Raw genomic sequence first — 24,451 nt, forward strand, 5'->3', positions numbered from 1 at the left:
CTTCGATGCCATCGGACGGTCAAAACCGCGGTCCGCCGCATTCTGGCATGCATGCACGCGCCGGCGCGCAGACACGGGCCGGCCGCGAGACAATCGGTGCCGTGAGTTCCCCGCCCGTGCCAACGCCTCCGATCCGCCGCATCGCCCACCTCGACATGGACGCCTTCTTCGCGTCGGTCGAGCTGCTGCGCTATCCGCAGCTCAAGGGGCTGCCGGTGGTGATCGGCGGCGGACGGCGCAGCGTGGACGAGGCGATTCGCCATGTGCCGGAGGGCGGCACGCTGGCCGACATTCCGATCGAGGCTTTTCCGCGGCTGAAAGACTACGCGGGCCGCGGCGTGATCACCACGGCCACCTACCCGGCGCGGCAGTTCGGCGTGGGCTCGGCGATGGGGCTGATGAAGGCCGCCAAGCTGTGCCCGCAGGCCATCATCCTGCCGGTGGATTTCGAGGAGATCCGCAAGTATTCGCGCAGCTTCAAGCAGATCATCCGGGAGATCGCGCCGCTGATGGAAGACCGCGGCGTGGACGAGGTGTACATCGACTTCACCGACGTGCCCGGCGGCCAGCGCGACGGCGGGCGCTCGCTGGCGCGGCTGATCCAGAAGACCATTCACGACGCCACCGGTCTCACCTGCTCGATCGGCGTGGCGCCCAACAAGCTCATTGCCAAGATGGCGAGCGAGTTCAACAAGCCCAATGGAATTTCGATCGTCTACGAGGACGACCTGCAGACGCGCATCTGGCCGCTGTCCTGCCGCAAGGTGAACGGCATCGGCCCCAAGGCCGACGAGAAGCTCAAGCGCTTCGGTATCGAGACCGTGGGCGAGCTCGCGGCGCGCGACCGCGACTGGCTGATCCAGAACTTCGGCAAATCCACCGGCGCGTGGATGCACGAAGTGGCCTGGGGCCGCGACGACCGGCCGGTGGTCACCGAGAGCGAGCCCGTGTCGATGAGCCGCGAAACCACCTTCGACCGCGACCTGCATGCGGTGCGTGACCGTGCGGAGCTCGGCGCCATCTTCACCCACCTGTGCGAGAAGCTGGCCGAAGACCTGCAGCGCAAGGGCTATGTGGGAAAGACCATCGGCATCAAGCTGCGCTACGACGACTTCAAGATTGCCACGCGCGACCAGACCATCGACCGCTACACCGCCGACGGCAAGACCATCCGCCAGATCGGCGGACTGTGCCTCAAGCGCGTGCCGCTCGAGCGTCCGCTGCGCCTCCTGGGCGTGCGCGTGGGCGCGCTCGCAAAGGCCGGCAGCCCCGAGGCGGCGGCACTCACCGGAGCGAGTGCGCAGCGCGTGCCGCCGGAAGCGGCAGCGACCACCGCGTCGCTGTTCTGATCCCATGGCCGGACGTTGGCTCAGGCGAGCCGCATTCACATTGCTGGGCTTCGTGGCCCTGGTCGGGTTGTATGTGGGCACGGCCTGCGTGCTGATGTTCTGGCCCGCCAACGCAGGGCCCTCGGCCACTGTCGCCGAGAACACGACCGCGGTGCAGGCCTGGGTGCTGAGCAACGGGGTGCACACCGACCTGGTGTTTCCGATCCGCTCGACGGGTGTCGATTGGAGGCAGCTCTTTCCGCTCGCGCACTTCAAGGCCGTGCCGCCCGATGCCGAGTTCATCGCCATCGGCTGGGGCGACCGCGAGTTCTACCTGAACACGCCCACCTGGGGCGACCTGACGGCCTCGCGCGCGCTCGGCGCGATGCTTGGCGGCAACCGCGCGCTGCTGCACGTGAGCTATCTCTCGCGCGCCTCGTTGCGCAAGAACGCCTTCCGCCTGCCGCTCTCGGAAGCGCAGTACGCGCAACTCGCGGGCTACGTGCGCGCCGCGCTGCCTTCGGGTCGCGCAACGCCCATCGCCGGCACTCACTACGGCAACAACGACGCCTTCTACGAAGCCGAAGGCGGCTACCACCTCTTTGAGACCTGCAACACCTGGACCGGGCGTGGCCTGCGGCAGGCGGGGGTCAAGGTGAGCCGGTGGACGCCGTTCGATTTCAATGTGGTGTGGCACCTGGAGCCGGTCCGGCCCTGACTCCAGGAACAAAGAGCCTCCATCGCACCGGCGGCGCGTGCGTCGTCCTACAGGCGGCGGTTGCCGGTGCAGGCACAAGCGACGGGTACCGTTTCCACGGAAACCACATGCCGGCACGCTCCACATCGCCTTCACCGCCCTCCCCGCCACCACTGCCTGCAAAGCCGACGCCGATCGCCAACGGCCTCGTCTATGTGAACCCCGACATGCCGGGCATCCGGCGCCTGAAGCAAGGCGATCGGTTTCGCTATCGCGATGCACAGGGCCGATGGGTGCGCGATGCGGACGAGCTCTCGCGCATCCGGATGCTGGCAATTCCGCCGGCCTACACCCAGGTGTGGATCTGCCCGCTGCCGAACGGCCATTTGCAGGCCACCGGCATCGACGCGCGCGGACGCAAGCAATACCGCTACCACCCGGACTGGCGGCTCTTCAAGGACGAAACCAAGTTCGAACGCCTCGAAGCCTTCGGGCTCGCGCTGCCGCGCATCCGCGCGCGCGTGGCGCGCGACCTGCAGCAGGGCAGCGGAACGGCGCCGCCGGGGCGCCAGCAGGTGTTGGCCGCGCTGGTGCGCCTGCTCGACACCACGCTGCTTCGCGTGGGCAACGAGGAGTACGCGAGCAGCAACGGCTCTTACGGACTCACGACGCTGCGCAACCGGCACGCCGCAGTGCAGGGCGCGGCGCTTCGGCTGCGCTTTCGCGGCAAGAGCGGCGTGATGCACGAAGCCCTGCTGGACGACCCGCGGGTGGCGAAGGTGGTGCGCCAATGCCAGCAGTTGCCCGGCCAGGCCTTGTTCCAGTATCAGGACGAAGACGGCGAACTCCGCAGCGTGTCGTCCACCGACGTGAACGACTATCTGGCCGAAGCCTCGCCGGGCGAGCGCTTCACTGCTAAAGACTTTCGCACCTGGCACGGCACCGTGCAGGCGCTGGAGCTCACGCGGCTGGCTTGCGAGCCGGGCCGCACGGCCGCGGACGGCAGCCGCTACAGCGCCAAGGAAATCCTTGCCGCGGTCGCGAAACAGCTCGGCAACACGCCCGCCGTGTGCAGGAAGGCCTATGTGCATCCCGCCGTGCTGGCGCTGGGCAGCGCGCTCGCGGGCGATCGCGATGGCGAGGACGCATCGGCGGAGGTGCTGCGGAAGATGTCGGCGCGCACCGCAGCGCGGCGCACGCGCGGCCTCCATGCCGCGGAACAGCGGCTGCTCGCCTTTTTGCGGGCGCATGGGCAAAGCCAGGCGCGCGAACTGCGCGAGGCACGCAAGGCGGACACGAAGCGCAACGCCAAGGCCCTGCCGCACCATCGCCGCACCGCGGCGCGGCGAAGGCCTCAGCCCGGAGCGAGCGAAAAACGCACGCTGTCGCGCTCCAGCGCCAGCGTGTAGCCCAGGTCTTCGGCCAGGCTCTGGAGCGCGATGGCGTCGATGGCCAGCGCGCGCGGCGCCCGGTGCGCGTCGAGCACGGGACTGACGCCGCCGGACTCGCGCGGCAAGGCGCTCAGCCGAAGCGCGTCGGCACCGTCGGCATCGATCCGTATGGCGCCGGCTTCGGACGGGCCGTCATGCAGATAGCCGAGCGCGCCGAGAAGCAGGTAGCGCAACGCCGCCCCTTGAGGCCGGCGGGCTTCGTCCTCGCGCGGATCGAGCGCGGGGTCCACGTCCAGCACCACGCCATGCATGTCGAAGGCCGCGCGCATCAGGCCCACGCACTGCATCACCAACGCGCTGCGCGTGATGCCTTCATCGGTCGTGGCCAGTTCCCAGTCGCGCAGCGAGCGTATGCCTTCGACAAGTTCGGACACCTGGTTGTCGATCAGCGCCACGCGCTCCTCGCATGCGGGCGCATCGATGGTCGGCACGCTGACCTGGCGCTTGAGCATCAGCAGCGCCATGCGTATGACCGAGACCGGCGCCGCCATGTCGTGGCGCAATGCCGGCAGCGCACGCGTGAGCAGTTCATGGCGTACGCCGGCGGCAATCCAGCTGCGGGCTCCGGGTGAGGCCTTCATTGCGCGGCGGCAGCCGAAGGCTTCGCCTCGTTCGATGCAGAGGCCGGCAGGCGGCTGTGGCCTGCAGGTCGGGGGGCGGCAATGGGCACGTTCACTTTGCGCTTCCTCAAGCGAAGGAAAGTCAAGAAGTATCGGCTCCACCTCCCGCGCCGAGTGTAGGAGCGCACCTACGCTTTCGGCTCTTGGGCATTGCAAAAACAGGCCATCGGCGGAATTGCGAGGCGAAGCTAGGGTTTGCCGAGATAGACCCGCACGTCCTTGACCTCGACGCCCGCTGCCGCCACAGCCGAGCGCAGTTGCGCCTCGGTGACGCCCAGCGTCTGGGTCCAGTAGCGCACCTCGTGCGGCTCATTGACATTGATGCGGCTCCGGTCTTGCGGGCCGCGCTTGCTCGGATCGTCTGCCATGGTGTTCTCATGCTTGCTAGGTGATGCAGCCACGATGCAACTTTTCGAGGCGCCGGACTGGAGGACGGCGGCGCGGCCGCATGCAGGAAAAGTCCGAGCAGCGAGGGGTACCTACTGGCCGCAGCGTGCCTGCAGTTCCCGCTTGAGCACCTTGCCGTTGGCCGTGGTGGGCAGGGCGTCGATGGTTTCGATGCGCGCCGGGCGCTTGTAGGGCGAGAGATGCTCCGTCAGGTAAGTGCGCAGCGCGGGCTCGTCCAGCACCGCACCAGGCTTCATCTCAACGAAGGCGACGATCTGCTCGTTGCCGTCGGCCTCGGGCACGCCCACCACCGCGCAAAGATGCACGCCCTCGAAGCGGCCGATCACCGTTTCTATCTCCGCGGGATAGACGTTGAAGCCCGAGCGGATGATCATCTCCTTGAGCCGGCCGACCACGAACAGCGCGCCGTCGGCATCGAAGCGCCCGAGGTCGCCGCTCGCGTACCAGCCGCCCGGGCGCATCACCTGCGCCGTGGCTGCCGCATCACGGAAATAGCCGAGCATGAGGCCCGGGCCGCGCAGCCAGATCTCGCCTGTGTCGCCCGGCGCGACATCGTTGCCATCGGCTCCGACGATGCGCGCCTCGCCGCCTTCGACGAGGTACCCCGCGGCCGTGTCCGCGCGCGGCGCCTCGACGCGCGTCAGGAACACCGAACCGGCGTACTCCGACAGGCCGTAGCCATAGTGCAGCGGCTGGCCGAACAGCGTCTCGACGCGCTGCTTGAGCCCCAGGTCGAGCGGTGCCGAACCGGTATACACATAGCGAAGCGACGGAAAGCGCGGCGCGGTGCGCTCCGCCTCGATGTGCGCCAGCAGGCGCGCATACATGGTGGGAGGGCCGAGCAGGTTCGACACCTGTTCATGCGCCAGCGCCTGCAGCATGTCGGCCGGCGAGAAGCTCGCGCGCAGCACCAGCGCTGCGCCACCGGTGAGCGCTGCCATGAGCACCGTGCCAATGCCGAAGATGTGCGTCATCGGCAAGAAGGCGTAGACCCGGTCGCGCTCGCCCAGCGAGCGCACGCGCGCCGACACGCGACCGAAATGCAGCAGCCCGCGATGCGACACCATCACGCCCTTCGGCGTGCCTGAAGTGCCGGACGTGAAGATGATGGCGGCCGCGGCCGCCAGCGCAGGGTCGGCCTCCGGGCGAGCCTCAGCGCGCGGGGGCGAGCGCATCACGCCGGGCAGTGCCGACGAGGTGGCGCCCGCGCGCACCGCGTGCTGGAGCGCGGCCTCCGAAGCGCCGGTGGTGAAGTAGCACAGACGTGCGTCGGCGCGCTCGGCAATCGCCGCAATCTCGCCGGGGGACATGCGCGCATTGACGCCGCACGACCAAGCCCCCACGCGGCTGCACGCCATGATCAGCGCAATGTGCTCGGCGCAGTTCTCGGCCACCAGCACCACGCGGTCGGTCGGCTGCACGCCGGTCGCAAGCAGGTCTTGCGTTGCTGCCTCGGCCATGGCCTGCAACTCCGCATACGACACGCTACCCGCAGGCCCGAAGAGAAAAGCCGCGTCGGGCGAGCGCGCCGCACGCGCCTCGAGCAGTTCGTGGATTCGCGTGGGCGCCATCGGCTATTCCGCCTCGATGCCCTTGGACGCTGTCGCCCAGAGCTTGCGGTCGGACTGGCCCTTGGCCGCGAGCAGGTCCGCGCCGCCGCTCCAGACCTCGTAGCCCTGCTCGCGCAGGCGACTGGCAATCTCCTCGCGCGCCAGCGCCTTGTGCGCGGCCGCGTTGATGCGGGCGACCAGCGCCGGGTCCATGCGCGCAGGTCCGTAAAGGCCGAACCACCCGCCCAGGTCGTAGCCGGCGACGCCTGATTCGATCATGGTCGGCACGTCGGGCAGCATGCGGTTGCGCTGGCGCGAAGTGACGGCCAGCGCGCGCAGCTTGCCCGACTGAATGAACGGGCGCGAGGTGGCGATGATGTCGAACATCATCGTCACGGTGCCGCCCATCACGTCGGCCAGCGCGGGCGCGCTGCCCTTGTACGGCACGTGCGTGAGCTGCACGCCGGTCATCTTCTCGAGCAGGGCACCGCTCAGGTGGTTGGACGCGCCGATGCCGGCCGATCCGTAGAACACCTTGCCGGGCCGGGCCTTCGCGTAGGCCAGCAGCTCGGCCACGCTGTGCACCGGCAAATCCTTGTTGACCACCAGCACATTGGTGTAGTCGACCAGCGGTGCGATGGGTGTCAGGTCCTTCATCGGATCGAACGGCATCTTGCGCTGGATGTTCGGGTTGATGGTGATCGTCGGGCTCGCGCCGAAGAACAGCATCGCGGCATCGGGCGCAGCCTTGGCGACCGCATCGCCGCCCACAGAGCCGCTGGCGCCGGGCCGGTTGTCCACGATGACCTGCGTGCCGAGCTCCTGGCTCAGTGCGGGCGCGAGCAGCCGCGCCGCACCGTCCACCGGGCCGCCGGCGGAGTAGCCGACCACGAGTTTGATGAGAGGCGGCATCTGCTGTGGCTGCTGCGCAAAGGCGCGCGTAGGCAGTGCGGCCAGCAATGCGCTGCTTGCCAGCGCGGCGACGGCATGCCGCCTTGTGAAGTCGGTGGGTTCCATTGGCTTTGTCTCCGTTGTTTATTTCTCGAGTCGACGCGCCCTGCTCAAACTGCCAGATCGAGCACCTGCCGAGCGAGGATGTTCCGCTGGATCTCGTTGGTGCCGCCGTAGATCATTGCGGCCGTCGAGCCGATCAATGGCGACAGCACGTTGAAGCTCTGCCCGTCGAGCACCTGGTCGCCGGCCACGGCGCCCTGCTCTTCCCCAGCCTCGACCAGCAGCGCACCGATGCGGTGGTAGGTTTCGCTGGCCCATATCTTCAGCAGCGACACCGACGCGGGCAGCGGCTTGCCCGCACGCACGATGTCGGCAAAGCCCGTGTACGCGGCCGACAGGTCGAGCACGTCGAGCCGCAGCGCCGCAAAGCGCTGCGCGAACACCGGGTCGGCAAAGAGGCGCCGCGCCTCTGCCAGCCGCGCGAGCTGTCCCAGGGCGTATTGCGACTGCTTGGGGCTGCCGAGAAAGATGCGCTCGAAGCCCAGCAGCGCCTTGGCGATGGTCCAGCCGCCGTGCAGCTTGCCGACCAGGTTTTCGGCCGGTACGCGCACGTTGTCGAAGAACACCTCGCAGAACTCGGGCTCGCCCGAGAGCGTGTGGATCGGCCGCACCGTGATGCCCGGCGTGCGCAAGTCGCACAGCAGAAAGCTGATGCCCTCCTGCTTGCGCGCGGCCTTGTCGGTGCGCACCAGCATGAAGATGTGGTTGGCGTCCTGCGCCAGCGTGGTCCAGATCTTCTGGCCATTGACGATGAAGTGATCGCCCTCCGCGTCGTGCCCCGCCACGGCTTCGGTGCGCAGCCCGGCCAGGTCGGAGCCGGCGTTGGGCTCCGAATAGCCCTGGCACCACACATGCTCACCGCTCAGGATGCGCGGCAGAAAACGGCCCTGCTGCTCTGGCGTGCCGTGCTGGATCAACAGCGGCCCGATCATCACGATGCCCTGGTCGGGCGTGCGCGCGACCCCGTACTGCTCGAGTTCCTCGATCCATGCAATGAGCTTGTCGGCCGGAAGCCCCATGCCGCCGTGCGCCTGCGGCCAGGCCGGTGCGATCCAACCTTGTTCCGAGAGCGTGAGATACCAGTCGCGTATCTCGCTCCAGCGGGCTCGGTGCGAAAGGTAGCGCAGCGGCTGCGGGTACCGCTGCTGCAGAAAGCCGCGCACCATGCGGCGGAACTCCGCCTCGGGCATGGCGCTCCAGTCGGCCATGCGCGGAAATTCGCCTTGCCATTCGGCCTCGCCCGTTCGCGGGTCCCCACCTTCGGCCAGCATCGCATGGCGGCGCTGGTGCGCCGTGACATTGCCGAGCCACGCCGAAAGGCACAGCGTGCGCTTGTAGTACAGGCTCAGGTCGCACTCCTGCGTGTAGCCGATGGCGCCATGCAGCTGCACCGCCGCGCGCGAGACCTGCAGTGCCGCGGCGGTACAGCGGGCATTCACGCGGCTGGCTTCGGCTTCGAGCCGTTCGGCAGCAAGCCCCTGGCCCGCCAGCGCCAGCACCTCCGCCAACGAGGCTTGCGCCACTTCGAGATGAATGAACATGTCCACGCAGCGGTGCTGCAGCGCCTGGAAGCTGCCGATGGGCTTGCCGAACTGCGAGCGTGTGCGCAGGTAGGCCAGCGTCTGGGTGAGCATGGCCTGCCCCACGCCCAGCAGCTCGGCGGCCTGCAGGATCTGCCCGGCTGCGAGCGCATGGCGCAGCGCCTCCTGCGCGCCGGGCCCCTCGGCCAGCACCGCGTCCGGCGGCAGCTCCACTTGTTCAAAGCGCAGGCTCGCGGCCTGGCTTCCATCCACCAACGGCATCAGGGTTTCGCTGACCCCGGCCGTGCCGCGCGGCACCCACAGCAGTACCGCATCGTCGCTGCCCCTCGCCGACACCAGCCAGCCGCTGGCCGCAGCGCCGGGCAGCACCATGAGTTTTTCGCCCTGCAGCAACACGCCGTCGGCATGCCCCGCGCGCGGCTCGCAGCCGCAGGCCAGTGGCACGGCGCTCAGGTCGCCTGCGCTCTCTTGCCAGGCGAGCGCCGGCAGGCTGCGGCCGGCAACGAGTTCCGCGAGCAGGGTTTGCGCACGCGGCGAGTCGAGCTGCGCGAGAAGCAGCGCGCTGAGGCCCGCGACGGCCAGCAGCGGTTCGGGCGCCACGTGTTCGCCCGCGGCCCGCAGGATTTGCGCGGCGCCCGTGAGGCCCAGCGCCAGGCCGCCCGCCAGCTCGGGCGCCAGCATGCCGGTCCAGCCCAATTCGGCGAGCGCGCTCCAGCCCTGGGCTTCATCGGCACCGGGCCGCTCCATGCGCTCGCGCCGCCGCTGGATTGAGCGGCTGCGAACGAAGTAGTCGAGCGCGGCCTCGCGCATGGCGGAGAGTGATTCGATATCCATTGCCGCAGCGTGACAGAACATCCCGGCCGCCAACATTTGCATTTGCCGAAGGGAGGGTTTCGCAATCACAGACCCGTCTCGCGCGAGAGAGGCATAGATTCGGTGAATGACCAAGATCCAAGACCAGACTTCCCGCGCCGGGATTGAACAGCCGTGAACAACAGCAACGACGCCCGTTTTTCCGACATTCGCGACGCCGTGCGCGACCTGTGCGCCGAGTTTCCCAACGAATACTTCCGCAAGATCGACGAGGCGCGCGGCTACCCCGCCGAGTTCGTCGACGCGCTCACCAAGGCGGGCTGGATGGCCGCGCTCATTCCGCAGGCGTACGGCGGCTCCGGCCTCGGGCTGACCGAAGCCTCGGTCATCATGGAAGAGATCAACCGCTGCGGCGGCAACTCGGGTGCCTGCCACGGCCAGATGTACAACATGGGCACGCTGCTGCGCCACGGCAGCGAGGCCCAGAAGCGCGAATACCTGCCACGCATCGCCACCGGTGAGCTGCGCCTGCAGTCGATGGGCGTGACCGAGCCCAGCACCGGCACCGACACCACCAAGATCAAGACCACGGCCGTGAAGAAAGGCGACCGCTACGTGATCAACGGGCAGAAGGTGTGGATCTCGCGCATCCAGCATTCGGACCTGATGATCCTGCTGGCGCGCACCACGCCGCTCGCGGACGTGAAGAAGAAGTCCGAGGGCATGTCGATCTTCATCGTCGACCTGCGAGAAGCCATCGGCAAGGGCATGACCGTGCGGCCCATCCTCAACATGGTCAACCACGAGACCAACGAGCTGTTCTTCGAGAACCTCGAGATTCCCGCCGAGAACCTGATCGGCGAAGAAGGCCAGGGCTTCAAGTACATCCTCGACGGGCTCAATGCCGAACGCACGCTGATTGCGGCCGAATGCATCGGCGACGGCTACTGGTTCATCGACAAAGTCACCGCCTACACCAAGGAACGCGTGGTGTTCGGCCGGCCCATCGGCCAGAACCAGGGCGTGCAGTTTCCGATTGCCGAGGCCTTCATCGAGATCGAGGCCGCGAACCTCATGCGCTATGAAGCCTGCCGCCTGTTCGATGCGCGCGAGCCCTGCGGCGCGCAGGCCAACATGGCCAAGTACCTGGCGGCCAAGGCCAGCTGGGAGGCGGCCAATGCCTGCCTGCAGTTCCATGGCGGCTTCGGTTTTGCGTGCGAATACGACATCGAGCGCAAGTTCCGCGAGACGCGGCTCTACCAGGTGGCGCCGATCTCGACCAACCTCATCCTGAGCTATGTGGCGGAGCACATGCTCGGCCTTCCACGTTCGTTCTGAAGGAGCCGCACCCCATGACCGCTTCGAACCATCCGAGCCAGGTGCTCGCCACCTTTGCGGCCGAACTGAAGTTCGCGGACATCCCCGCACCCGTGCTGCGCCGCACCGAAGACCTGATGCTCGACTGGCTGGGCTCGGTGCTCGCGGCGCGCACGGCGCGGCCGGTGCGCAGCATCGAGCGCTTCGCGCAGATGATGGGGCCCGCCGATGGGCCGAGCGAAATACTCACTTCGCGTCGCACCAGCTCGCCGGTGTTTGCCGCGCTCGTCAATGCGGCGGCCTCGCACTACGTGGAACAGGACGATGTGCACAACGGCTCGGTGTTCCACCCCGCGGCCGTGGTCATTGCGCCCGCCCTGGCCGTGGCGCAGAGCATCGGAGCCAGCGGCGCGCAGTTGCTGACCGCGGTGGTGGCGGGCTACGAGGTCGGCATCCGTGTCGGCGAGTTCCTGGGACGCTCGCACTACAAGACCTTTCACACCACCGCGACGGCGGGCACGCTCGCCGCTGCTGCGGCGGTGGGTCTTCTTCTGAACCTCACGCCGCAGCGGATGCTGCATGCCTTCGGCTCGGCCGGCACGCAATCGGCCGGACTGTGGGAGTTCCTGCGCGATGCCGCGGATTCGAAGCAGCTGCACTGCGCGCATGCGGCCGCCAGCGGTTTGATGTCGGCGTACCTGGCGCAGGACGGCTTCACGGGCGCCGCGAAAGTGCTCGAGGGCGCGCAAGGGCTCGGGGTCGGCATGTCGAGCGATGCCGATCCGGCACGGCTTACCGACCGCCTCGGCACGCGCTGGGCACTGGCCGAGACCTCGTTCAAGTTCCACGCCTCCTGCCGCCACACGCATCCCGCAGCCGATGCGTTGCTGCAGGTGATGACGCAGCACAAGCTGAAGCCTGCCGACGTGACCCGCGTGACCACGCACGTGCACCAGGGCGCCATCGACGTGCTGGGCCGCGTCACCGTGCCGGCCACGGTGCACCAGGGCAAGTTCTCGATGGGCACGGTGCTGGGCCTGATCGCGGTGCATGGCCGCGCCGGGCTCGGCGAATTCGACCGCGACTTTCTCGCACCCGAGGTGGCGGCGTTCCGCGACAAGGTGGCGATGCAGCTCGATGCGGAGGTCGACACCGCCTATCCCGCGCGCTGGATCGGCAAGGTCAGCGTCGAGACGGCGGATGGCCGCACGCTGCAGGGCCGTGTGGACGAACCCAAGGGCGACCCGGGCAACACCCTGAGCCGCGCCGAGATCGAGGACAAGATGCAGCGCCTCGCGCACTACGGCGAGGGCGCCACGGCCGACGAGGCCAAGGCGCTGTGCCAGCGCATCTGGCAATTGGCCGATGCCCCACGCGTGGAACGCTGGCTGCCCTGAAGACAGCAAGCATCCGCGACAGCGCTAAGGCGCGACGAGGTGGTCGAACAGCTCGCGCGCCGAGGCCGGCAGTTGTTCGCGGTTGCGCGCGATGAGCTTGAGCTCGCGCTCCGCCCAGGCATCGCTGAGGGCGACGGTTGAAATCCGCATCGCCATCGACAGCCGCTGTGCCGACGAGGCCGGCAGCACGCCGACGCCCACGCCCGCTTCGATCATCAGGCAGATCGCCTCGAAGCTGCTGACCTGGATGCGCGGATTGAAGCCCCGGCCCGCCAGCTCGGCGCGGCGCTGCAGAAAGCGGTGGATGGCGCTGCCGTGGTGCAGGCCCACGTGCTGCTCGTCGAGCGTGTCTGCAAAGGCCACCGAGGCCGCGCCCGCGAGAGGGTGCGTGGCGGGCACCACCAGCACGAGCTGGTTGCGGCCGAACGGTCGTGCATCGAACTCGCCGGTGTGCACGTCGCCGGCCAGAATGCCGATGTCGGCCTCGCCGTCGGCCACCGCGCGCACGATTTCTTCGCTCAGGTATTCACGCAAATCGACCTGCACGGCGGGGTGCTGCGTGAGAAAACCGGCGAGCTTCTGCGGCAGGTATTCGGTGATGGACGTGGTGTTGGCAAACACGCGCACATGGCCCTTGATGCCCTTGCCGAAATCCTGCATGTCGCAGCGCAGGTGCTCCATCTGCTGCATCACGCGCTTGGCGTGATACAGCACGGCCTGCCCCGCGGCCGTGAGCGTCACGCCCTGCGCGCTGCGATGGAGCAGCTTGCCGCCCACGGCCTCTTCCATCTGCTTGATGCGGGTGGAGGCCGCCGCCAGCGAGATGCAGGCTTTCTCGGCGCCGCGCGTGAGGCTGCGCGCATCCGCCACGTAGACGAACAGTTTCAGGTCGAACAGGTCGAAATGCAGGTTCACCGGACAAGCGCGCCAGAAAGGAAAGAAGCGTGCATTGTCGGGCGAATGGCGCCGTGTGCGCCCTTCTCGGGGTTTGACCTCAGACCGGGTCCCAGCTGAACACGTCCGCCGAGCGGTCCAGCGGATAGAAGCTCGCGCGCATGGCGGGCATGGCGTGCTCGGCAATGCTCTCCGGCGTCCAGCCTTCGGAGCGGTGGATGGAGCGCACCGGCCGCGGCTGGCTGATGAGCGAAATCTCGTTGTTGCGCACCGAAAAGATCTGGCCGTTGACCGCGCCGGCCGCATCGCTCGCAAGGTACACGGCGAGCGGCGCCACCTTGGCGGGCGTCATCTGCTTGATCTTGTCGACGCGGGCGCGCTGCTCGTCGGTGTCGGTGGGAATGGCGCCGATCATGCGGCTCCATGCGAAGGGTGCGATGCAGTTGGAACGCACGTTGAACTTGAGCATGTCGAGCGCAATCGACTTCGACAGCGCCGCGATCCCGAGCTTGGCCGCGGCGTAGTTGGCCTGGCCGTAGTTGCCGATGAGACCCGAGGTCGAGGTCATGTGCACCATGGCGCCCGAGTTCTGCTCCTTGAAGTGCGTGGCCGCGGCGCGGCTCACGTAGTAGGCGCCGTAGAGGTGCACCTTGATCACGGCGTCCCATTCGTCGACCGACATCTTGTGGAAGAAGCGGTCGCGCAGGATGCCGGCGTTATTGATCACGGCGTCGATGCGGCCGAAGCTCTCGACCGCGCATTCGACGATGCGCGCCGCGCTGGCCGCCTCGGCCACGCTGTCGGTGTTGGGGACGGCCTGGCCGCCCGCGGCGCGGATTTCGTCGACCACCTGCTGCGCGGGGCCGGCGCTGCCGCCTTCGCCGTCGAGCGCGGCGCCGATGTCATTGACCACCACCTTGGCGCCGCTCTTGGCCATGGCCAGCGCGATGTCGCGGCCGATGCCGCCGCCCGCGCCGGTGACGACAACTACTTTTCCTTCAACCATGTGTGTCTGCTCCGGATAGCTGCCCGCAGTGTCGCAGGCAGAAGATCCAGAATGCCACAGGGGCTGCGCTGCGGGTTTCTGATTTCCGAAGAGGGGCTTCGGCGGCGCTCGCTTACTGGCGCGCCGTCCGGATGTTCGGTGGCAGCGCCTGCGGCCAACTGGTGCGGAACGGATTGATGTCGAGCCCGCCGCGCCGCGTGTAGCGCGCATACACCGCGAGCTTGGTCGGTTTGCAGCGGCTCCAGATGTCCGTGAACATGCGTTCGGCGCAGGGTTCGTGGAATTCGTTGTGATTGCGAAAGCTCACGATATACGCGAGCAGGCCCGCCTGGTCGATCGGTGGGCCGCTGTACCGGATCTGCACACTGCCCCAATCAGGCTGGCCGGTGACGAGGCAGTTGCTCTTGAGCAGGCGGCTGGTGAGGGTTTCGTTCACGTGCACCTGCGTGGCGTCGCTCGACAGCAGCTCGGGCGCGGGCTGGTAGTGCGTGCACTCGATGTCGAGCCGGTCGAGGTCGAGCCCGTCGAGTTCGTGCACCGGCTCGCGGTCGAACAGGTCGGGGGCGAGCAGCTTCACGCCAATGCCGGCGGACTGGTCGCTGCCGCGCCAGAGCGCTTCGGCCAGGTCGGTGCGCATGCGGTCACGCACGGCGTCGATGCTCGCGAAAGCGGTGCTGTTGAAGCTGTTGAGATACAGCTTGAACGACTTGCTCTCGATGATGTTGGGCGTTTCGCACGGGATGGTGAAGTGCGCGATGGCCAGTTGCGGCTTGCCGCGCAGATTGAGCCAGCTCACTTCGAACGCAGTCCAGAGATCGGCGCCGAAGAAGGGCAGCGCACCGGCGGCGATGCCCATGGCCTCGCGCTGGGTGGCGCGCGCAATCGGAAAAAGCAGCGACGGGTCGTATTTGTCCGCGTAGGCCGAGGCACGGCCCAGTTGCGACTGCTCGGGCGTGTTCGGGTTAGGGGGGATGTTGTCCAGGCTCATGGCTTGTGGTGTTCTTCGGCCGCGTGCAGGAACGGGGCGATGTGATTGACGAGAATGGCGCACACCTCGGGCGGCAGGTCGTGGCCCATGCCGGGAATGCTGATGAACTTCGAGCCTGGAATGCGCTTGGCGGTGTCTTGCCCGCACGCCATCGGCACCAGCGCATCGGCTTCGCCGTGCAGCACCAGCGTCGGGCACTTGATGCGCGGCAGCACTTCGGGCCGGCGCGAATCGGCGCCAATGGCGAGCATCTGGCGGAACATGCCGGCCGGGCGGTAGGCGCGCCGCATGCTGAAGGTGAGGCGCTCGGTGAGTTCCTCGGTGCTTTGCGGATAGGCGGGGCTTTGGATGAGCCTGAGCAGCCTGACGCTGTGCGCCACCAGTTCGGCCTCGCCGCCACCCAGCGGTCGGCGCAGCAGCATGGCGGCCACGTCGCTTTTGGGCCCGGGCAGGCCGCGCGCGCCGCTGGAGCTCATGATGCTCACGAGGCTGGTGACGCGGTCGGGTGCTTCGGCGGCCAGGTGCTGCGCGATCATGCCGCCCATCGAGGCACCGATGACGTGCGCATGCTTGATGCCCAGTGCGTCGAGCACGCCCAGCGAATCGCGCGCCATGTCTTGCAGCGTGTAGGCCGACCGCACCTGCAGGCCGAGGCGTTGGCGAATGCTCTCCCACACGATGTTGCCGGTGCCCGCATGGTCGAAGCCTTGGCTCAGGCCGATATCGCGGTTGTCGTGGCGCACCACGCGAAACCCGGCGTCCACCAGCGACTGCACGAAAGCTTGCGGCCAGCCGACGAGCTGCATGCCCAGACCCATGATCAGCAAGGCCACCGGGCGGCCCTCGCCGCCGGTGTCTTCGACCTCGATCTGCAATCCGTTGGCCTGGAGCTTCATGGGTTCTGCTGTCTTCTATTTGAATTCGCGTTCGCGCAGCCACTTGGTGGCCACCCACTTCTCGCCCGCCAGCACGGGCGCACCGCCATGCAGCGTGCGCGTGGCCGGGTCGGGTTCGTCGTAGCTGAAGAACACGCCGGTGCCGCGTACGGGCGCCACTTCCAAGCCCACGTCGGGGAAGGTCGTGGCGCCGCCCTGCTCGGGCTCCTGCAGGTACATCACGAGCGTGGCCACACGCTGGCCGCCGCGCTTGAGGATGGTGGGCGTGCCGGGCTCGCCGGGGTCGAAGTAGTCGTAGTGCGGGCGGTACTGCGCGCCGGGCGCATAGCGCAGGATCTGCAGGCCTTCGCCGAACTCCACCGGCCAGCGCAGCAGCACGGCAATGCGCTGCTCGAGGCGCGTGACGATCTCGTTTTCGCTGCGCTCGAAGAACATGCCGTCGCTGGTGCGGTCGACGTTGAGCACCTCGCCCCCGGTGCGGGTCTCGACCGTGAGCGAGCGCGCAAGCCGCACCCGCGCCGCGGCAATCAGGCCTTCGCACTCTTCGGGCGACAAGAGGTTGCCGAAGACGACGACACGCGGATGCTGCATGGTGTGCAGCACCTGCACGCGGCGGTCGCCGGCATCGATGTAGAGCGGCGCGCCTTCGAGGTTGGGACCGGGCATGTCGGTGCGCTTCGGCTTGGCCACTTCCACGTGGGGAAACCCGGCTTCGAGCTGTGCCAGCGCGAGGTCGGTGGCCGCGTCCTGCCAGCCGGCCGCGCGCATCGAGGCGCGCAGCGTGGGCACCGAATGTCCTGCCGCGAGCTGCGACACCAGCCATTCCTTCAACTCGGGACTGATCGCCTGTGACATTTCAAGTCTTCCTTCGGAATACCAGCCTGTCGGCTTTCGACACCTCGGCGTCGAAACCATAACCTTCGAGATCGAATTTTTCCAGCGCCTTGGGCGTGGCGGCCTTGTGCAGCACGGCCCAGCGTGCGAGCAGGCCGCGCGCGCGCTTGGCGTAGAAGCTCACGATCTTGTACCTGTCGCCCTTCCATTCCTCGAACACGCATTCGACCACGCGCGCCTTGAGCGCCTTCCGGTCGACCGACTTGAAGTATTCCTGCGAGGCGACATTGACCACCACGGGTGTGCGGTCTGCGGCTAGACGCTCGTTGAGGTGCTCTGCAATGCGCGAGCTCCAGAAGGCATACAGGTCCTTGCCATGGCCGTTGGCAAGCGGCGTGCCCATCTCCAGCCGGTAGGGCTGCAGCAGGTCGAGCGGCCGCAAAAGGCCATAGAGGCCGCTCAGGATGCACACGTGCTCCTGCGCCCAAGCCAGCTGAGCCGGGGTGAGCGAGCGGGCATCGAGGCCCCCGTAGACGTCGCCGTCGAATGCGAAAGCGGCCTGGCGGGCGTTCTTCGGCGTGCTTTTACCGGCCCAGGCCTGGTAGCGCGCCACGTTGAGGGTGGAGAGCTTGTCCGACAGGTGCATGAGTTCGGAAATCTGCTGCGGCGATTTTTCGCGCAGCAGCTTGATCAGTTCGACCGAAGGGCCGCGGGGAGCCTCGAAATGGGGTCGGGTGGCGGGGATTTCATCGGGAACGGGCGTGTCGTAGTCGAGCGACTTCGCAGGGGAGAGCAGAAACAGCATCGCGGAATTATCGGGCGCACCGATGACGGGGTACCGCGCCGGTAAAATCGCCGCCATTCCCACCCTGTGACCGACGGCACCCGCGGGTGCCGTTTTGCATTCTCCCCATGAGCGAACCCACCACCCCCACCGCCCAACCTGGACTGGACAGCCTGTCCAAATCGTTCGAACCCGCCGCCATCGAGGCGCACTGGGGCCCGGAGTGGGAAAAGCGCGGCTATGCCAAGGCCGGGTTCCGCGGCACGCAGCAGCCGAAGGAAGGCGCCGATTCGTTCGCCATCCAGCTGCCGCCGCCCAACGTGACGGGCACGCTGCACATGGGGCATGCGTTCAACCAGACCATCATGGACAGCCTTGCGCGCTACCACCGCATGAAGGGCGACAACACGCTGTGGGTGCCGGGCACCGACCATGCGGGCATCGCAACGCAGATCGTGGTGGAACGGCAGCTGCAGGAACAGAAGATCAGCCGCCACGACATGGGCCCGACGCCGGCCGAGGCACGCAAGAACTTCGTCGCCAAGGTGTGGGAGTGGAAGGAAAAGAGCGGCAATACCATCACCGGCCAGATGCGCCGCATGGGCGACACGGTCGACTGGAGCCGCGAATACTTCACGATGGACGACGACCTCTCGAAGGTCGTGACGCAGACCTTCGTCTCGCTGTATGAAGAGGGCCTGATCTACCGCGGCAAGCGCCTGGGCAACTGGGACCCGGTGCTCAAGACCTCGGTGAGCGACCTCGAAGTCGAAAGCGAAGAGGAAGACGGCTCGCTCTGGCACATCGCCTACCCGCTGGAGGACGGCAGCGGCACGCTGACCGTGGCCACCACCCGCCCCGAAACCATGCTGGGCGACACGGCCGTGATGGTTCACCCCGAAGACGAGCGCTACAAGCACCTGATCGGCCAGCGCGTGAAGCTGCCGCTGGTGGACCGGTTGATTCCGATCATTGCCGACGACTATGTGGACAAGGAATTCGGCACCGGCGTGGTCAAGGTGACGCCCGCGCACGACTACAACGACTACGCAGTGGGCCAGCGCCACAAGCTCGAGGTGATCGGCATCCTGACGCTCGACGCCACCATCAACGACAACGCGCCCGAAAAGTACCGCGGCATGGACCGCTTCGTGGCGCGCAAGGCCATCGTGGCCGACCTCGAGGCGCTCGGCCTCCTGGTCGAGGTGAAGAAGCACAAGCTGATGGTGCCGCGCTGCGCGCGCTCGGGCGCCATCGTCGAGCCGATGCTCACCGACCAGTGGTACGTGGCCATGACGCGCCCCGGTGCCGATGGCCAGTCGATCGCGCAGAAGGCCATCGACGTGGTGAAGACCGGCGAGGTGCGCTTCGTGCCCGAGAACTGGGTCAACACCTACAACCACTGGATGGAGAACATCCAGGACTGGACCATCTCGCGCCAGCTCTGGTGGGGCCACCAGATTCCGGCCTGGTACGACGACGAAGGCAACGTGTACGTGGCGCACGACGAGGCCGAGGCCGAGGCCAAGGCACCGGGCAAGAAGCTGCGCCGCGATGAAGACGTGCTCGACACCTGGTATTCGTCGGCGCTGGTGCCCTTCTCTTCGCTCGGCTGGCCCGAGAAGACCAAGGACCTCGAGCTGTACCTGCCCTCGACCGTGCTCGTGACGGGCTACGACATCATCTTCTTCTGGGTCGCCCGGATGATCATGATGACCAAGCACTTCACCGGCAAGGTGCCGTTCAAGGACGTGTACATCCACGGCCTGGTGCGCGACGCGCAGGGCAAGAAGATGAGCAAGTCCGAAGGCAACGTGCTCGACCCGGTTGACCTGATCGACGGCATCGCGCTGCCCGAACTGCTCGACAAGCGCACGCAGGGCCTGCGCAAGCCCGAGACGGCACCCGCGGTGCGCAAGAACACGCAGAAAGAATTTCCCGAAGGCATTCCGGCCTTTGGCGCCGATGCGCTGCGCTTTACCTTCGCGTCGCTGGCCTCGCTGGGCCGCAGCATCAACTTCGACAGCAAGCGCTGCGAGGGCTATCGCAACTTCTGCAACAAGCTCTGGAATGCCACGCGCTTCGTGCTGATGAACTGCGAGGGGCAGGACTGCGGCCTGCGCGAGCACACCAAGGAAGAGTGCGCGGTCGGCGGCCCGGCGCATGGCTACCTGAAGTTCAGCCGCGCCGATTTCTGGATCGCCTCGCAGCTGCAGCGCGTCGAGGCCGAGGTGGCCAAGGGCTTCGAGGAATACCGGCTCGACAACGTGGCCAACGCTATCTACCAGTTTGCCTGGGACGAGTTCTGCGATTGGTACCTGGAGATTGCCAAGGTGCAGATCCAGACCGGCGACGATTCGCAAAAGCGCGCCACGCGCCGCACGCTGATCCGCACGCTCGAAGCGCTGCTGCGCCTTGCGCATCCGGTGATTCCGTTCATCACGGAAGAGCTGTGGCAGAAGGTGGCGCCCGTGGCCGGACGCGAGGGCGAATCGATCATGGTCGCGGCCTATCCGAAAAGCCAGCCCGAAAAAATCGACGAAGCGGCCGAGGCGCATGTGGCGCGCCTGAAGGCGCTGGTCGATGCCTGCCGCACGCTGCGCGGCGAAATGAACGTGTCGCCCGCCGTGCGCCTGCCGCTCTACGCGGTGGCCGACGATGCCGAAGGCGCGGCGTTCTTGCGCGATGCGGCGCCGGTGCTGCAGGCCCTGGCCAAGCTCAAGGAAGTGAAGGTCTTCGACGACGAGGCGTCGTGGTCGGCGGCGGCCGAAGCGGCGCCCGTGGCGGTGGTCGGCACGGCACGGCTGTGCCTGCACATGGAGATCGACAAGGCCGCCGAACGTGCGCGCATCGGCAAGGAAATTGCTCGCATCGAGGGCGAGATCCTGAAGGTGAACGGCAAGCTGGGAAATGAGGCCTTTGTAGCTAAGGCACCTCCCGCTGTCATCGAGCAGGAGCGCAAGCGCCTGGCCGATTTCAGCACCACGCTGGAGCGTCTGCGCGACCAGCTTGTGCGCCTCGGCTGACACATTTGGATCTGGGCAAGGTTTAGCATGGCAACGACGGCTTTTCCGCGCCGTCGTTGACCGTAAAACCTTATTCTTCAACTGAACGACTAGACGCCCAAATTGTCCATGCCCACTCCCTCGACACGCATCCGCAAGGCCGTATTTCCTGTTGCAGGTTTCGGCACCCGCTTTCTGCCCGCCACCAAGGCGCAGCCAAAGGAAATGCTGCCGGTTGTCGACAAGCCACTCATCCAATATGCGGTTGAGGAAGCCTACGCGGCGGGCATTCGCGACATGATTTTCGTAACTGGCCGAAACAAGCGTGCCATCGAAGATCACTACGACACAGCCTATGAGCTCGAGAGCCAGCTCGAAGCCAACGGCAAGCTCGAACTGCTCGACATCGCGCGGTCGGTCATGCCCGACGACATGACCTGCTCCTATGTGCGCCAGCCGCGCATGCTGGGTCTTGGCCATGCGGTGCTCTGCGCCGAACACCTGGTAGGCAACGAACCCTTCGCCGTGCTGCTGGCCGACGACCTGATGGTCGGCCCCGTTGGCGGCGCGCCGGTGCTGGCCCAGATGACGGCCGCCTTCGGCAAGCTGGGCGCCTCGGTGCTCGCAGTGCAGGAAGTGCCGCTCGAACATGTGAAGCGCTACGGCATCGTGGCGGGCGAATCCATCGGCGACGATCTCGTGAAGGTCGACCGCATGATCGAGAAGCCATCGCCGGACAAGGCACCTTCGCGCCTCGGCGTGGCGGGCCGCTACATCCTCACGCCCGGCGTGTTCGACGAAATCCGCAATCAGCCCAAGGGCGCCGGCGGCGAGATCCAGCTCACCGACGGCATCGCGGCGCTGATGAAGAAGGAAGCGGTCTATGCCTATGCCTACAAGGGCATCCGCTACGACTGCGGCAGCAAGGAAGGCTTTCTGCAGGCCTCGGTGGAGCTGGCGCTCGCGCACCCCGAAGTGGGCGCGCAATTCCGCGAATACCTGAAGAGCCTGGAGCTCTGAAAGAAGAAAGGGCCCCGTCGGGGCCCTTTTCTTTCACGGGTCAGCGTCTCTTCAGCACGTGAATGAAATCGGTGCCGGCGGTTTGCTGCTCGACCAGCTCGTTGCCGGTCTGCCGCGCAAAGGCCTGAAAGTCGCGCAGCGAACCCGGGTCGGTCGAGACCACCTTCAGCAACTGGCCGCTGGCCATCTCGTTGAGCGACTTCTTCGCCTTGAGGATGGGCAGCGGGCAGTTCAGGCCCCGCGTGTCGAGCTCGCGATCAATTTGCATGCTTCGGCTCCTCGGCCGGCAAGTTCAGGCCGCGCCGCCGCTCTTCGTTTTCCGCCGCGGTAAAGAACACCGGCTCGTGCCCCCGGGTGCGCAGCCAGTCGGCCAGCGCATAGCCGGTTCCCGCGGGCCAGCACTTGAGATCGGGCAGGTCGTAGAGGCGGTAGTCCAGCAGCTCGGGCGACAACTTCACCTCGCCATCGGCCACCACGTGGTAGGCGATGATGATCTGGTTCATGCGCTGGAAGTCGTACGCGCCGACGAGCTTGGTCGCGCTCACGTCGAGGTTGGTTTCTTCCTTCACCTCGCGCGCAATGCCTTCTTCAGGCGTTTCGCCGGCTTCCATGAAGCCGGTGATCAGCGCGTACATCTTCACCGGCCAGGCCGCATTGCGCGCCAGCAGCACCTGGCCACGGTACTCGACGATGGCCGCGAGCACGGGCGTCGGGTTGTTCCAGTGTGTGTGGCCGCAATTCGGACAGCGCAGGCGCTCCTTGGGACCGCCGTCCTCCATCAGCGCGATCCATTCGAGCGGCGTGGCGCAGGCCTGGCAAAACTTGGGATGGGGCATGGTCAGGCCGGGAACACGCCGGTCGACAGGTAGCGGTCGCCGCGGTCGCACACCACGAACACGATGGTGGCGTTCTCCACCGTCTTTGCGACCTCGAGCGCCACCCACAGCGCACCGGCCGCCGAGATGCCGCCGAAGATGCCTTCTTCGCGCGCGAGGCGCCGGCACATTTCCTCGGCGTTGTCCTGGCTCACGCTGATTTCTTCGTCGACCCGGCTCGCGTCGTAGATCTTGGGCAGGTATTCCGTCGGCCACTTGCGAATGCCCGGAATGCGCGAGCCCTCGGCCGGCTGCGCGCCGATGATGCGCACCGCGGGGTTCTTTTCCTTCAGAAAGCGCGACACGCCGGTGATGGTGCCGGTGGTGCCCATGGCGCTCACGAAATGCGTGACCTTGCCCTTGGTGTCGGCCCAGATCTCGGGGCCCGTCGTCTCGTAGTGGATGCGCGGGTTGTCGGGGTTGGCGAACTGGTCGAGCACCCGGCCCTTGCCCTGCGCCACCATCTGCTCGGCGAGGTCGCGCGCGTATTCCATGCCGCCGCTCTTGGGCGTGAGCACCAGCTCTGCGCCGAAGGCTTTCATGGTCTGGGCCCGCTCGACGGACAGGTCCTCCGGCATGATCAGCACCATGCGGTAGCCCTTGATGGCCGCCGCCATGGCCAGCGCAATGCCGGTGTTGCCCGAGGTGGCTTCGATCAGCGTGTCGCCAGGCTTGATTTCGCCGCGCTCCTCGGCGCGCTTGATCATCGAGAGCGCGGGGCGGTCTTTCACCGAACCCGCCGGGTTGTTGCCTTCCAGCTTTCCGAGGATCACGTTGCCGCGCCTGGCATTTTCGGCCGCATCGATGCGTTGCAGTGCCACCAGGGGGGTCTTGCCGATGGCGTCTTCGATCGTCGGATAATTCATGGCAGCGACTGTGCCATAATTTTGGGCTTCGTTCAGAACCCTGCCCGGGTGGTGAAATTGGTAGACGCAGGGGACTCAAAATCCCCCACCGAAAGGTGTGCCGGTTCGATTCCGGCCCCGGGCACCACGGCTCTTCAGTCATGTCGAGCCGGCATGGCCACTTAGGCGCCCGATGCGCAGCTAAGCCCCGTTATGCCGCCAAACCCCCGGTGACACCCCGTACTCGCGCTTGAATGCGCGGTTGAAAGCGGCTTCCGACTCGTAGCCGACACCTTCTGCGATGCGCGCCAGGTTGCCCTGGTCCTTGCGCAGCATGCCGGCGGCCAGGATCATGCGCCAGCGCGTCAGGTACTGCATCGGCGGCGCGCCCACCAGTTCGGCGAAGCGGTCCGCGAGCACGCTGCGCGAGACGTGGGTTTCCTGCGCCAGCGCGTCGACCGTCCAGTTGCGCGCAGGCTCGCCGTGCATCAGCGCCAGGCAGCGGCTCACATGAGGGTCGCGCAGGCCGGCCAGCCACCCAGGATTGTTGGCGGGGACGGACTCGATATAGCCGCGCAGCACTTCGGCGAACAGCACCTCCGCCACCTTGGCCGCGACCATCTCCGAGCCGGGCGCGTGCGAAGCCGCATCGCCCAACACGAAATTGACGGATTGCTCGAGCCATGGGCCTGCCGGCCTGCTGCGCAACGACGTGGTGAACAGACGCGGAATATTCGCCATGAGGGGATTGGGCACATCGCCTTCGTACGCGAACCAGCTGCACACCAGCAAGGTGCGGTCACCGTTGCCGCCGTAGCGGATGCGCTCCAGCTCCGGCGCCCGTGGATTCACCACGTGCTCGACGTCCACTGCCGCATGGTGCAGGCCGCTGCCCAGCACATGCGAGTCGCCGTGCGGTACGGCGATCACTTCGCCGGCGCAAGCGCGGACCGGCTCTCCGCCATCGACCTGGGCCCAGCATTCGCCTTGCAGCACCAGGTGGCAGATGGCCATCCGCTGTGCGCCGGGCTTGAGCAGCTGTGCCATGTGCGCGCCCTTGGGCACCTTGAAGCACCAGGGCGCATGCATGTCCCCGTTCAGGAACAACGCGCCCTCCAGGCGGATGGTCCGCAGCACGTCCGACAAGACATCCATGGTCACCTCTCAG

General features: G+C 67.0%; 22 protein-coding genes and 1 tRNA gene. 8 read left to right on the plus strand and 15 right to left on the minus strand.

The window, feature by feature from the left end; genetic code table 11:
- Nucleotides 1-47 precede the first annotated feature (47 nt).
- The 3 genes from QFZ42_RS18575 to QFZ42_RS18585 all read left to right on the plus strand — a co-directional run bounded on the left by QFZ42_RS18575 (nt 48) and on the right by QFZ42_RS18585 (nt 3,434).
- Complete coding sequence (locus QFZ42_RS18575) at nt 48-1,349, plus strand: Y-family DNA polymerase (RefSeq protein ID WP_444875728.1); 1,302 nt, start codon at nt 48-50, stop codon at nt 1,347-1,349.
- Between the two features lie 4 nt (nt 1,350-1,353).
- Nucleotides 1,354-2,046, plus strand: a complete 693-nt coding sequence (locus QFZ42_RS18580) for a TIGR02117 family protein (protein WP_307702372.1) — start codon at nt 1,354-1,356, stop codon at nt 2,044-2,046.
- A gap of 107 nt (nt 2,047-2,153) precedes the next feature.
- Nucleotides 2,154-3,434 (plus strand): DNA topoisomerase IB, encoded by a 1,281-nt coding sequence (locus tag QFZ42_RS18585; RefSeq protein WP_307702373.1) that lies wholly within the window; start codon nt 2,154-2,156, stop codon nt 3,432-3,434.
- On the opposite strand, the gene QFZ42_RS18590 is transcribed toward QFZ42_RS18585, so the two are convergent.
- The 5 genes from QFZ42_RS18590 to QFZ42_RS18610 form a co-directional block, all read right to left on the minus strand.
- Complete coding sequence (locus QFZ42_RS18590; protein WP_307702374.1) at nt 3,380-4,057, minus strand: hypothetical protein; 678 nt, start codon at nt 4,055-4,057, stop codon at nt 3,380-3,382. The genes QFZ42_RS18585 and QFZ42_RS18590 overlap by 55 nt on opposite strands.
- A 227-nt stretch (nt 4,058-4,284) precedes the next feature.
- Nucleotides 4,285-4,464, minus strand: coding sequence for a DUF3606 domain-containing protein (locus QFZ42_RS18595; protein WP_126745678.1), 180 nt, complete (start codon nt 4,462-4,464; stop codon nt 4,285-4,287).
- A 111-nt stretch (nt 4,465-4,575) separates the two neighbouring features.
- Nucleotides 4,576-6,075, minus strand: coding sequence for a class I adenylate-forming enzyme family protein (locus QFZ42_RS18600; RefSeq protein ID WP_307702375.1), 1,500 nt, complete (start codon nt 6,073-6,075; stop codon nt 4,576-4,578).
- A gap of 3 nt (nt 6,076-6,078) precedes the next feature.
- On the minus strand, nt 6,079-7,071 hold the full coding sequence (locus tag QFZ42_RS18605; protein WP_307702376.1) for a Bug family tripartite tricarboxylate transporter substrate binding protein: 993 nt from the start codon (nt 7,069-7,071) through the stop codon (nt 6,079-6,081).
- A 44-nt stretch (nt 7,072-7,115) separates the two neighbouring features.
- The gene (locus tag QFZ42_RS18610; protein ID WP_307702377.1) at nt 7,116-9,443 is read right to left on the minus strand and encodes an acyl-CoA dehydrogenase; all 2,328 of its coding nucleotides are present in this window, start codon (nt 9,441-9,443) and stop codon (nt 7,116-7,118) included.
- A gap of 153 nt (nt 9,444-9,596) precedes the next feature.
- Here QFZ42_RS18610 and QFZ42_RS18615 point away from each other — a divergent pair, with 153 nt between their 5' ends.
- On the plus strand, nt 9,597-10,760 hold the full coding sequence (locus tag QFZ42_RS18615; RefSeq protein ID WP_307702378.1) for an acyl-CoA dehydrogenase family protein: 1,164 nt from the start codon (nt 9,597-9,599) through the stop codon (nt 10,758-10,760).
- 14 nt (nt 10,761-10,774) lie between these two features.
- Nucleotides 10,775-12,136 carry an MmgE/PrpD family protein gene (locus QFZ42_RS18620; RefSeq protein WP_307702379.1) on the plus strand — a complete coding sequence of 454 codons (1,362 nt, stop codon included), beginning with the start codon at nt 10,775-10,777 and terminating at the stop codon, nt 12,134-12,136.
- Nucleotides 12,137-12,160: 24 nt separating this feature from the next.
- On the opposite strand, the gene QFZ42_RS18625 is transcribed toward QFZ42_RS18620, so the two are convergent.
- From QFZ42_RS18625 to yaaA, 6 genes are all read right to left on the minus strand, one after another.
- Nucleotides 12,161-13,051, minus strand: a complete 891-nt coding sequence (locus QFZ42_RS18625) for a LysR substrate-binding domain-containing protein (protein ID WP_307702380.1) — start codon at nt 13,049-13,051, stop codon at nt 12,161-12,163.
- Nucleotides 13,052-13,130: 79 nt separating this feature from the next.
- On the minus strand, nt 13,131-14,036 hold the full coding sequence (locus QFZ42_RS18630; RefSeq protein WP_307702381.1) for an SDR family NAD(P)-dependent oxidoreductase: 906 nt from the start codon (nt 14,034-14,036) through the stop codon (nt 13,131-13,133).
- 112 nt (nt 14,037-14,148) lie between these two features.
- On the minus strand, nt 14,149-15,024 hold the full coding sequence (queF, locus tag QFZ42_RS18635; protein ID WP_307702382.1) for an NADPH-dependent 7-cyano-7-deazaguanine reductase QueF: 876 nt from the start codon (nt 15,022-15,024) through the stop codon (nt 14,149-14,151).
- The gene (locus QFZ42_RS18640; RefSeq protein ID WP_307702383.1) at nt 15,021-15,920 is read right to left on the minus strand and encodes an alpha/beta fold hydrolase; all 900 of its coding nucleotides are present in this window, start codon (nt 15,918-15,920) and stop codon (nt 15,021-15,023) included. Before QFZ42_RS18640 ends, queF begins: the two co-directional genes overlap by 4 nt.
- 15 nt (nt 15,921-15,935) lie before the next feature.
- Nucleotides 15,936-16,775 (minus strand): 2OG-Fe(II) oxygenase, encoded by an 840-nt coding sequence (locus tag QFZ42_RS18645; RefSeq protein WP_307702384.1) that lies wholly within the window; start codon nt 16,773-16,775, stop codon nt 15,936-15,938.
- Nucleotide 16,776: 1 nt separating this feature from the next.
- A complete protein-coding gene (gene yaaA, locus QFZ42_RS18650) occupies nt 16,777-17,559 on the minus strand; it encodes a peroxide stress protein YaaA (protein WP_307702385.1) in 783 nt (260 codons plus the stop codon).
- Nucleotides 17,560-17,666: 107 nt separating this feature from the next.
- On the opposite strand from yaaA, the gene QFZ42_RS18655 reads away from it, so the two are divergent.
- Both QFZ42_RS18655 and galU read left to right on the plus strand, forming a co-directional pair.
- Complete coding sequence (locus tag QFZ42_RS18655; RefSeq protein WP_307702386.1) at nt 17,667-20,564, plus strand: valine--tRNA ligase; 2,898 nt, start codon at nt 17,667-17,669, stop codon at nt 20,562-20,564.
- A 108-nt stretch (nt 20,565-20,672) separates the two neighbouring features.
- Entirely contained in the window at nt 20,673-21,563 is an 891-nt protein-coding gene (gene galU / locus QFZ42_RS18660) for a UTP--glucose-1-phosphate uridylyltransferase GalU (RefSeq protein WP_307702387.1), read from the plus strand.
- 40 nt (nt 21,564-21,603) lie between these two features.
- On the opposite strand, the gene QFZ42_RS18665 is transcribed toward galU, so the two are convergent.
- Genes QFZ42_RS18665 through cysM form a run of 3 tightly spaced genes read right to left on the minus strand, consistent with a single transcriptional unit; the run spans nt 21,604 to nt 23,304 of the window.
- On the minus strand, nt 21,604-21,831 hold the full coding sequence (locus tag QFZ42_RS18665) for a sulfurtransferase TusA family protein (RefSeq protein ID WP_307702388.1): 228 nt from the start codon (nt 21,829-21,831) through the stop codon (nt 21,604-21,606).
- A complete protein-coding gene (locus QFZ42_RS18670) occupies nt 21,821-22,399 on the minus strand; it encodes an NUDIX domain-containing protein (RefSeq protein ID WP_307702389.1) in 579 nt (192 codons plus the stop codon). The genes QFZ42_RS18665 and QFZ42_RS18670 overlap by 11 nt, the downstream gene beginning before the upstream one ends.
- Before the next feature lie 2 nt (nt 22,400-22,401).
- Nucleotides 22,402-23,304 (minus strand): cysteine synthase CysM, encoded by a 903-nt coding sequence (gene cysM / locus QFZ42_RS18675; protein ID WP_307702390.1) that lies wholly within the window; start codon nt 23,302-23,304, stop codon nt 22,402-22,404.
- A gap of 42 nt (nt 23,305-23,346) precedes the next feature.
- On the opposite strand from cysM, the gene QFZ42_RS18680 reads away from it, so the two are divergent.
- Nucleotides 23,347-23,431, plus strand: a tRNA-Leu gene (locus QFZ42_RS18680).
- 53 nt (nt 23,432-23,484) lie between these two features.
- Here QFZ42_RS18680 and QFZ42_RS18685 read toward each other — a convergent pair.
- Entirely contained in the window at nt 23,485-24,438 is a 954-nt protein-coding gene (locus QFZ42_RS18685; protein ID WP_307702391.1) for an AraC family transcriptional regulator, read from the minus strand.
- Between the last annotated feature and the right edge of the window lie 13 nt (nt 24,439-24,451).

It is taken from the genome of Variovorax paradoxus (assembly GCF_030815855.1).
Taxonomy (GTDB): Bacteria; Pseudomonadota; Gammaproteobacteria; order Burkholderiales; family Burkholderiaceae_C; genus Variovorax; species Variovorax paradoxus_M.

Excerpts from the sequence above, each read along its gene's own strand:
- yaaA (WP_307702385.1), bottom strand. The coding sequence starts at position 17,559 with ATGCTGTTTCTGCTCTCCCCTGCGAAGTCGCTCGACTACGACACGCCC.
- QFZ42_RS18620 (WP_307702379.1), top strand. The coding sequence starts at position 10,775 with ATGACCGCTTCGAACCATCCGAGCCAGGTGCTCGCCACCTTTGCGGCC.
- QFZ42_RS18585 (WP_307702373.1), top strand. The coding sequence starts at position 2,154 with ATGCCGGCACGCTCCACATCGCCTTCACCGCCCTCCCCGCCACCACTG.
- QFZ42_RS18580 (WP_307702372.1), top strand. The coding sequence starts at position 1,354 with ATGGCCGGACGTTGGCTCAGGCGAGCCGCATTCACATTGCTGGGCTTC.
- QFZ42_RS18575 (WP_444875728.1), top strand. The coding sequence starts at position 48 with ATGCATGCACGCGCCGGCGCGCAGACACGGGCCGGCCGCGAGACAATC.
- QFZ42_RS18605 (WP_307702376.1), bottom strand. The coding sequence starts at position 7,071 with ATGGAACCCACCGACTTCACAAGGCGGCATGCCGTCGCCGCGCTGGCA.
- QFZ42_RS18610 (WP_307702377.1), bottom strand. The coding sequence starts at position 9,443 with ATGGATATCGAATCACTCTCCGCCATGCGCGAGGCCGCGCTCGACTAC.
- QFZ42_RS18595 (WP_126745678.1), bottom strand. The coding sequence starts at position 4,464 with ATGGCAGACGATCCGAGCAAGCGCGGCCCGCAAGACCGGAGCCGCATC.
- QFZ42_RS18685 (WP_307702391.1), bottom strand. The coding sequence starts at position 24,438 with ATGGATGTCTTGTCGGACGTGCTGCGGACCATCCGCCTGGAGGGCGCG.
- cysM (WP_307702390.1), bottom strand. The coding sequence starts at position 23,304 with ATGAATTATCCGACGATCGAAGACGCCATCGGCAAGACCCCCCTGGTG.
- galU (WP_307702387.1), top strand. The coding sequence starts at position 20,673 with ATGCCCACTCCCTCGACACGCATCCGCAAGGCCGTATTTCCTGTTGCA.
- QFZ42_RS18645 (WP_307702384.1), bottom strand. The coding sequence starts at position 16,775 with ATGTCACAGGCGATCAGTCCCGAGTTGAAGGAATGGCTGGTGTCGCAG.
- QFZ42_RS18630 (WP_307702381.1), bottom strand. The coding sequence starts at position 14,036 with ATGGTTGAAGGAAAAGTAGTTGTCGTCACCGGCGCGGGCGGCGGCATC.
- queF (WP_307702382.1), bottom strand. The coding sequence starts at position 15,024 with ATGAGCCTGGACAACATCCCCCCTAACCCGAACACGCCCGAGCAGTCG.
- QFZ42_RS18655 (WP_307702386.1), top strand. The coding sequence starts at position 17,667 with ATGAGCGAACCCACCACCCCCACCGCCCAACCTGGACTGGACAGCCTG.
- QFZ42_RS18640 (WP_307702383.1), bottom strand. The coding sequence starts at position 15,920 with ATGAAGCTCCAGGCCAACGGATTGCAGATCGAGGTCGAAGACACCGGC.
- QFZ42_RS18590 (WP_307702374.1), bottom strand. The coding sequence starts at position 4,057 with ATGAAGGCCTCACCCGGAGCCCGCAGCTGGATTGCCGCCGGCGTACGC.
- QFZ42_RS18670 (WP_307702389.1), bottom strand. The coding sequence starts at position 22,399 with ATGCCCCATCCCAAGTTTTGCCAGGCCTGCGCCACGCCGCTCGAATGG.
- QFZ42_RS18600 (WP_307702375.1), bottom strand. The coding sequence starts at position 6,075 with ATGGCGCCCACGCGAATCCACGAACTGCTCGAGGCGCGTGCGGCGCGC.
- QFZ42_RS18665 (WP_307702388.1), bottom strand. The coding sequence starts at position 21,831 with ATGCAAATTGATCGCGAGCTCGACACGCGGGGCCTGAACTGCCCGCTG.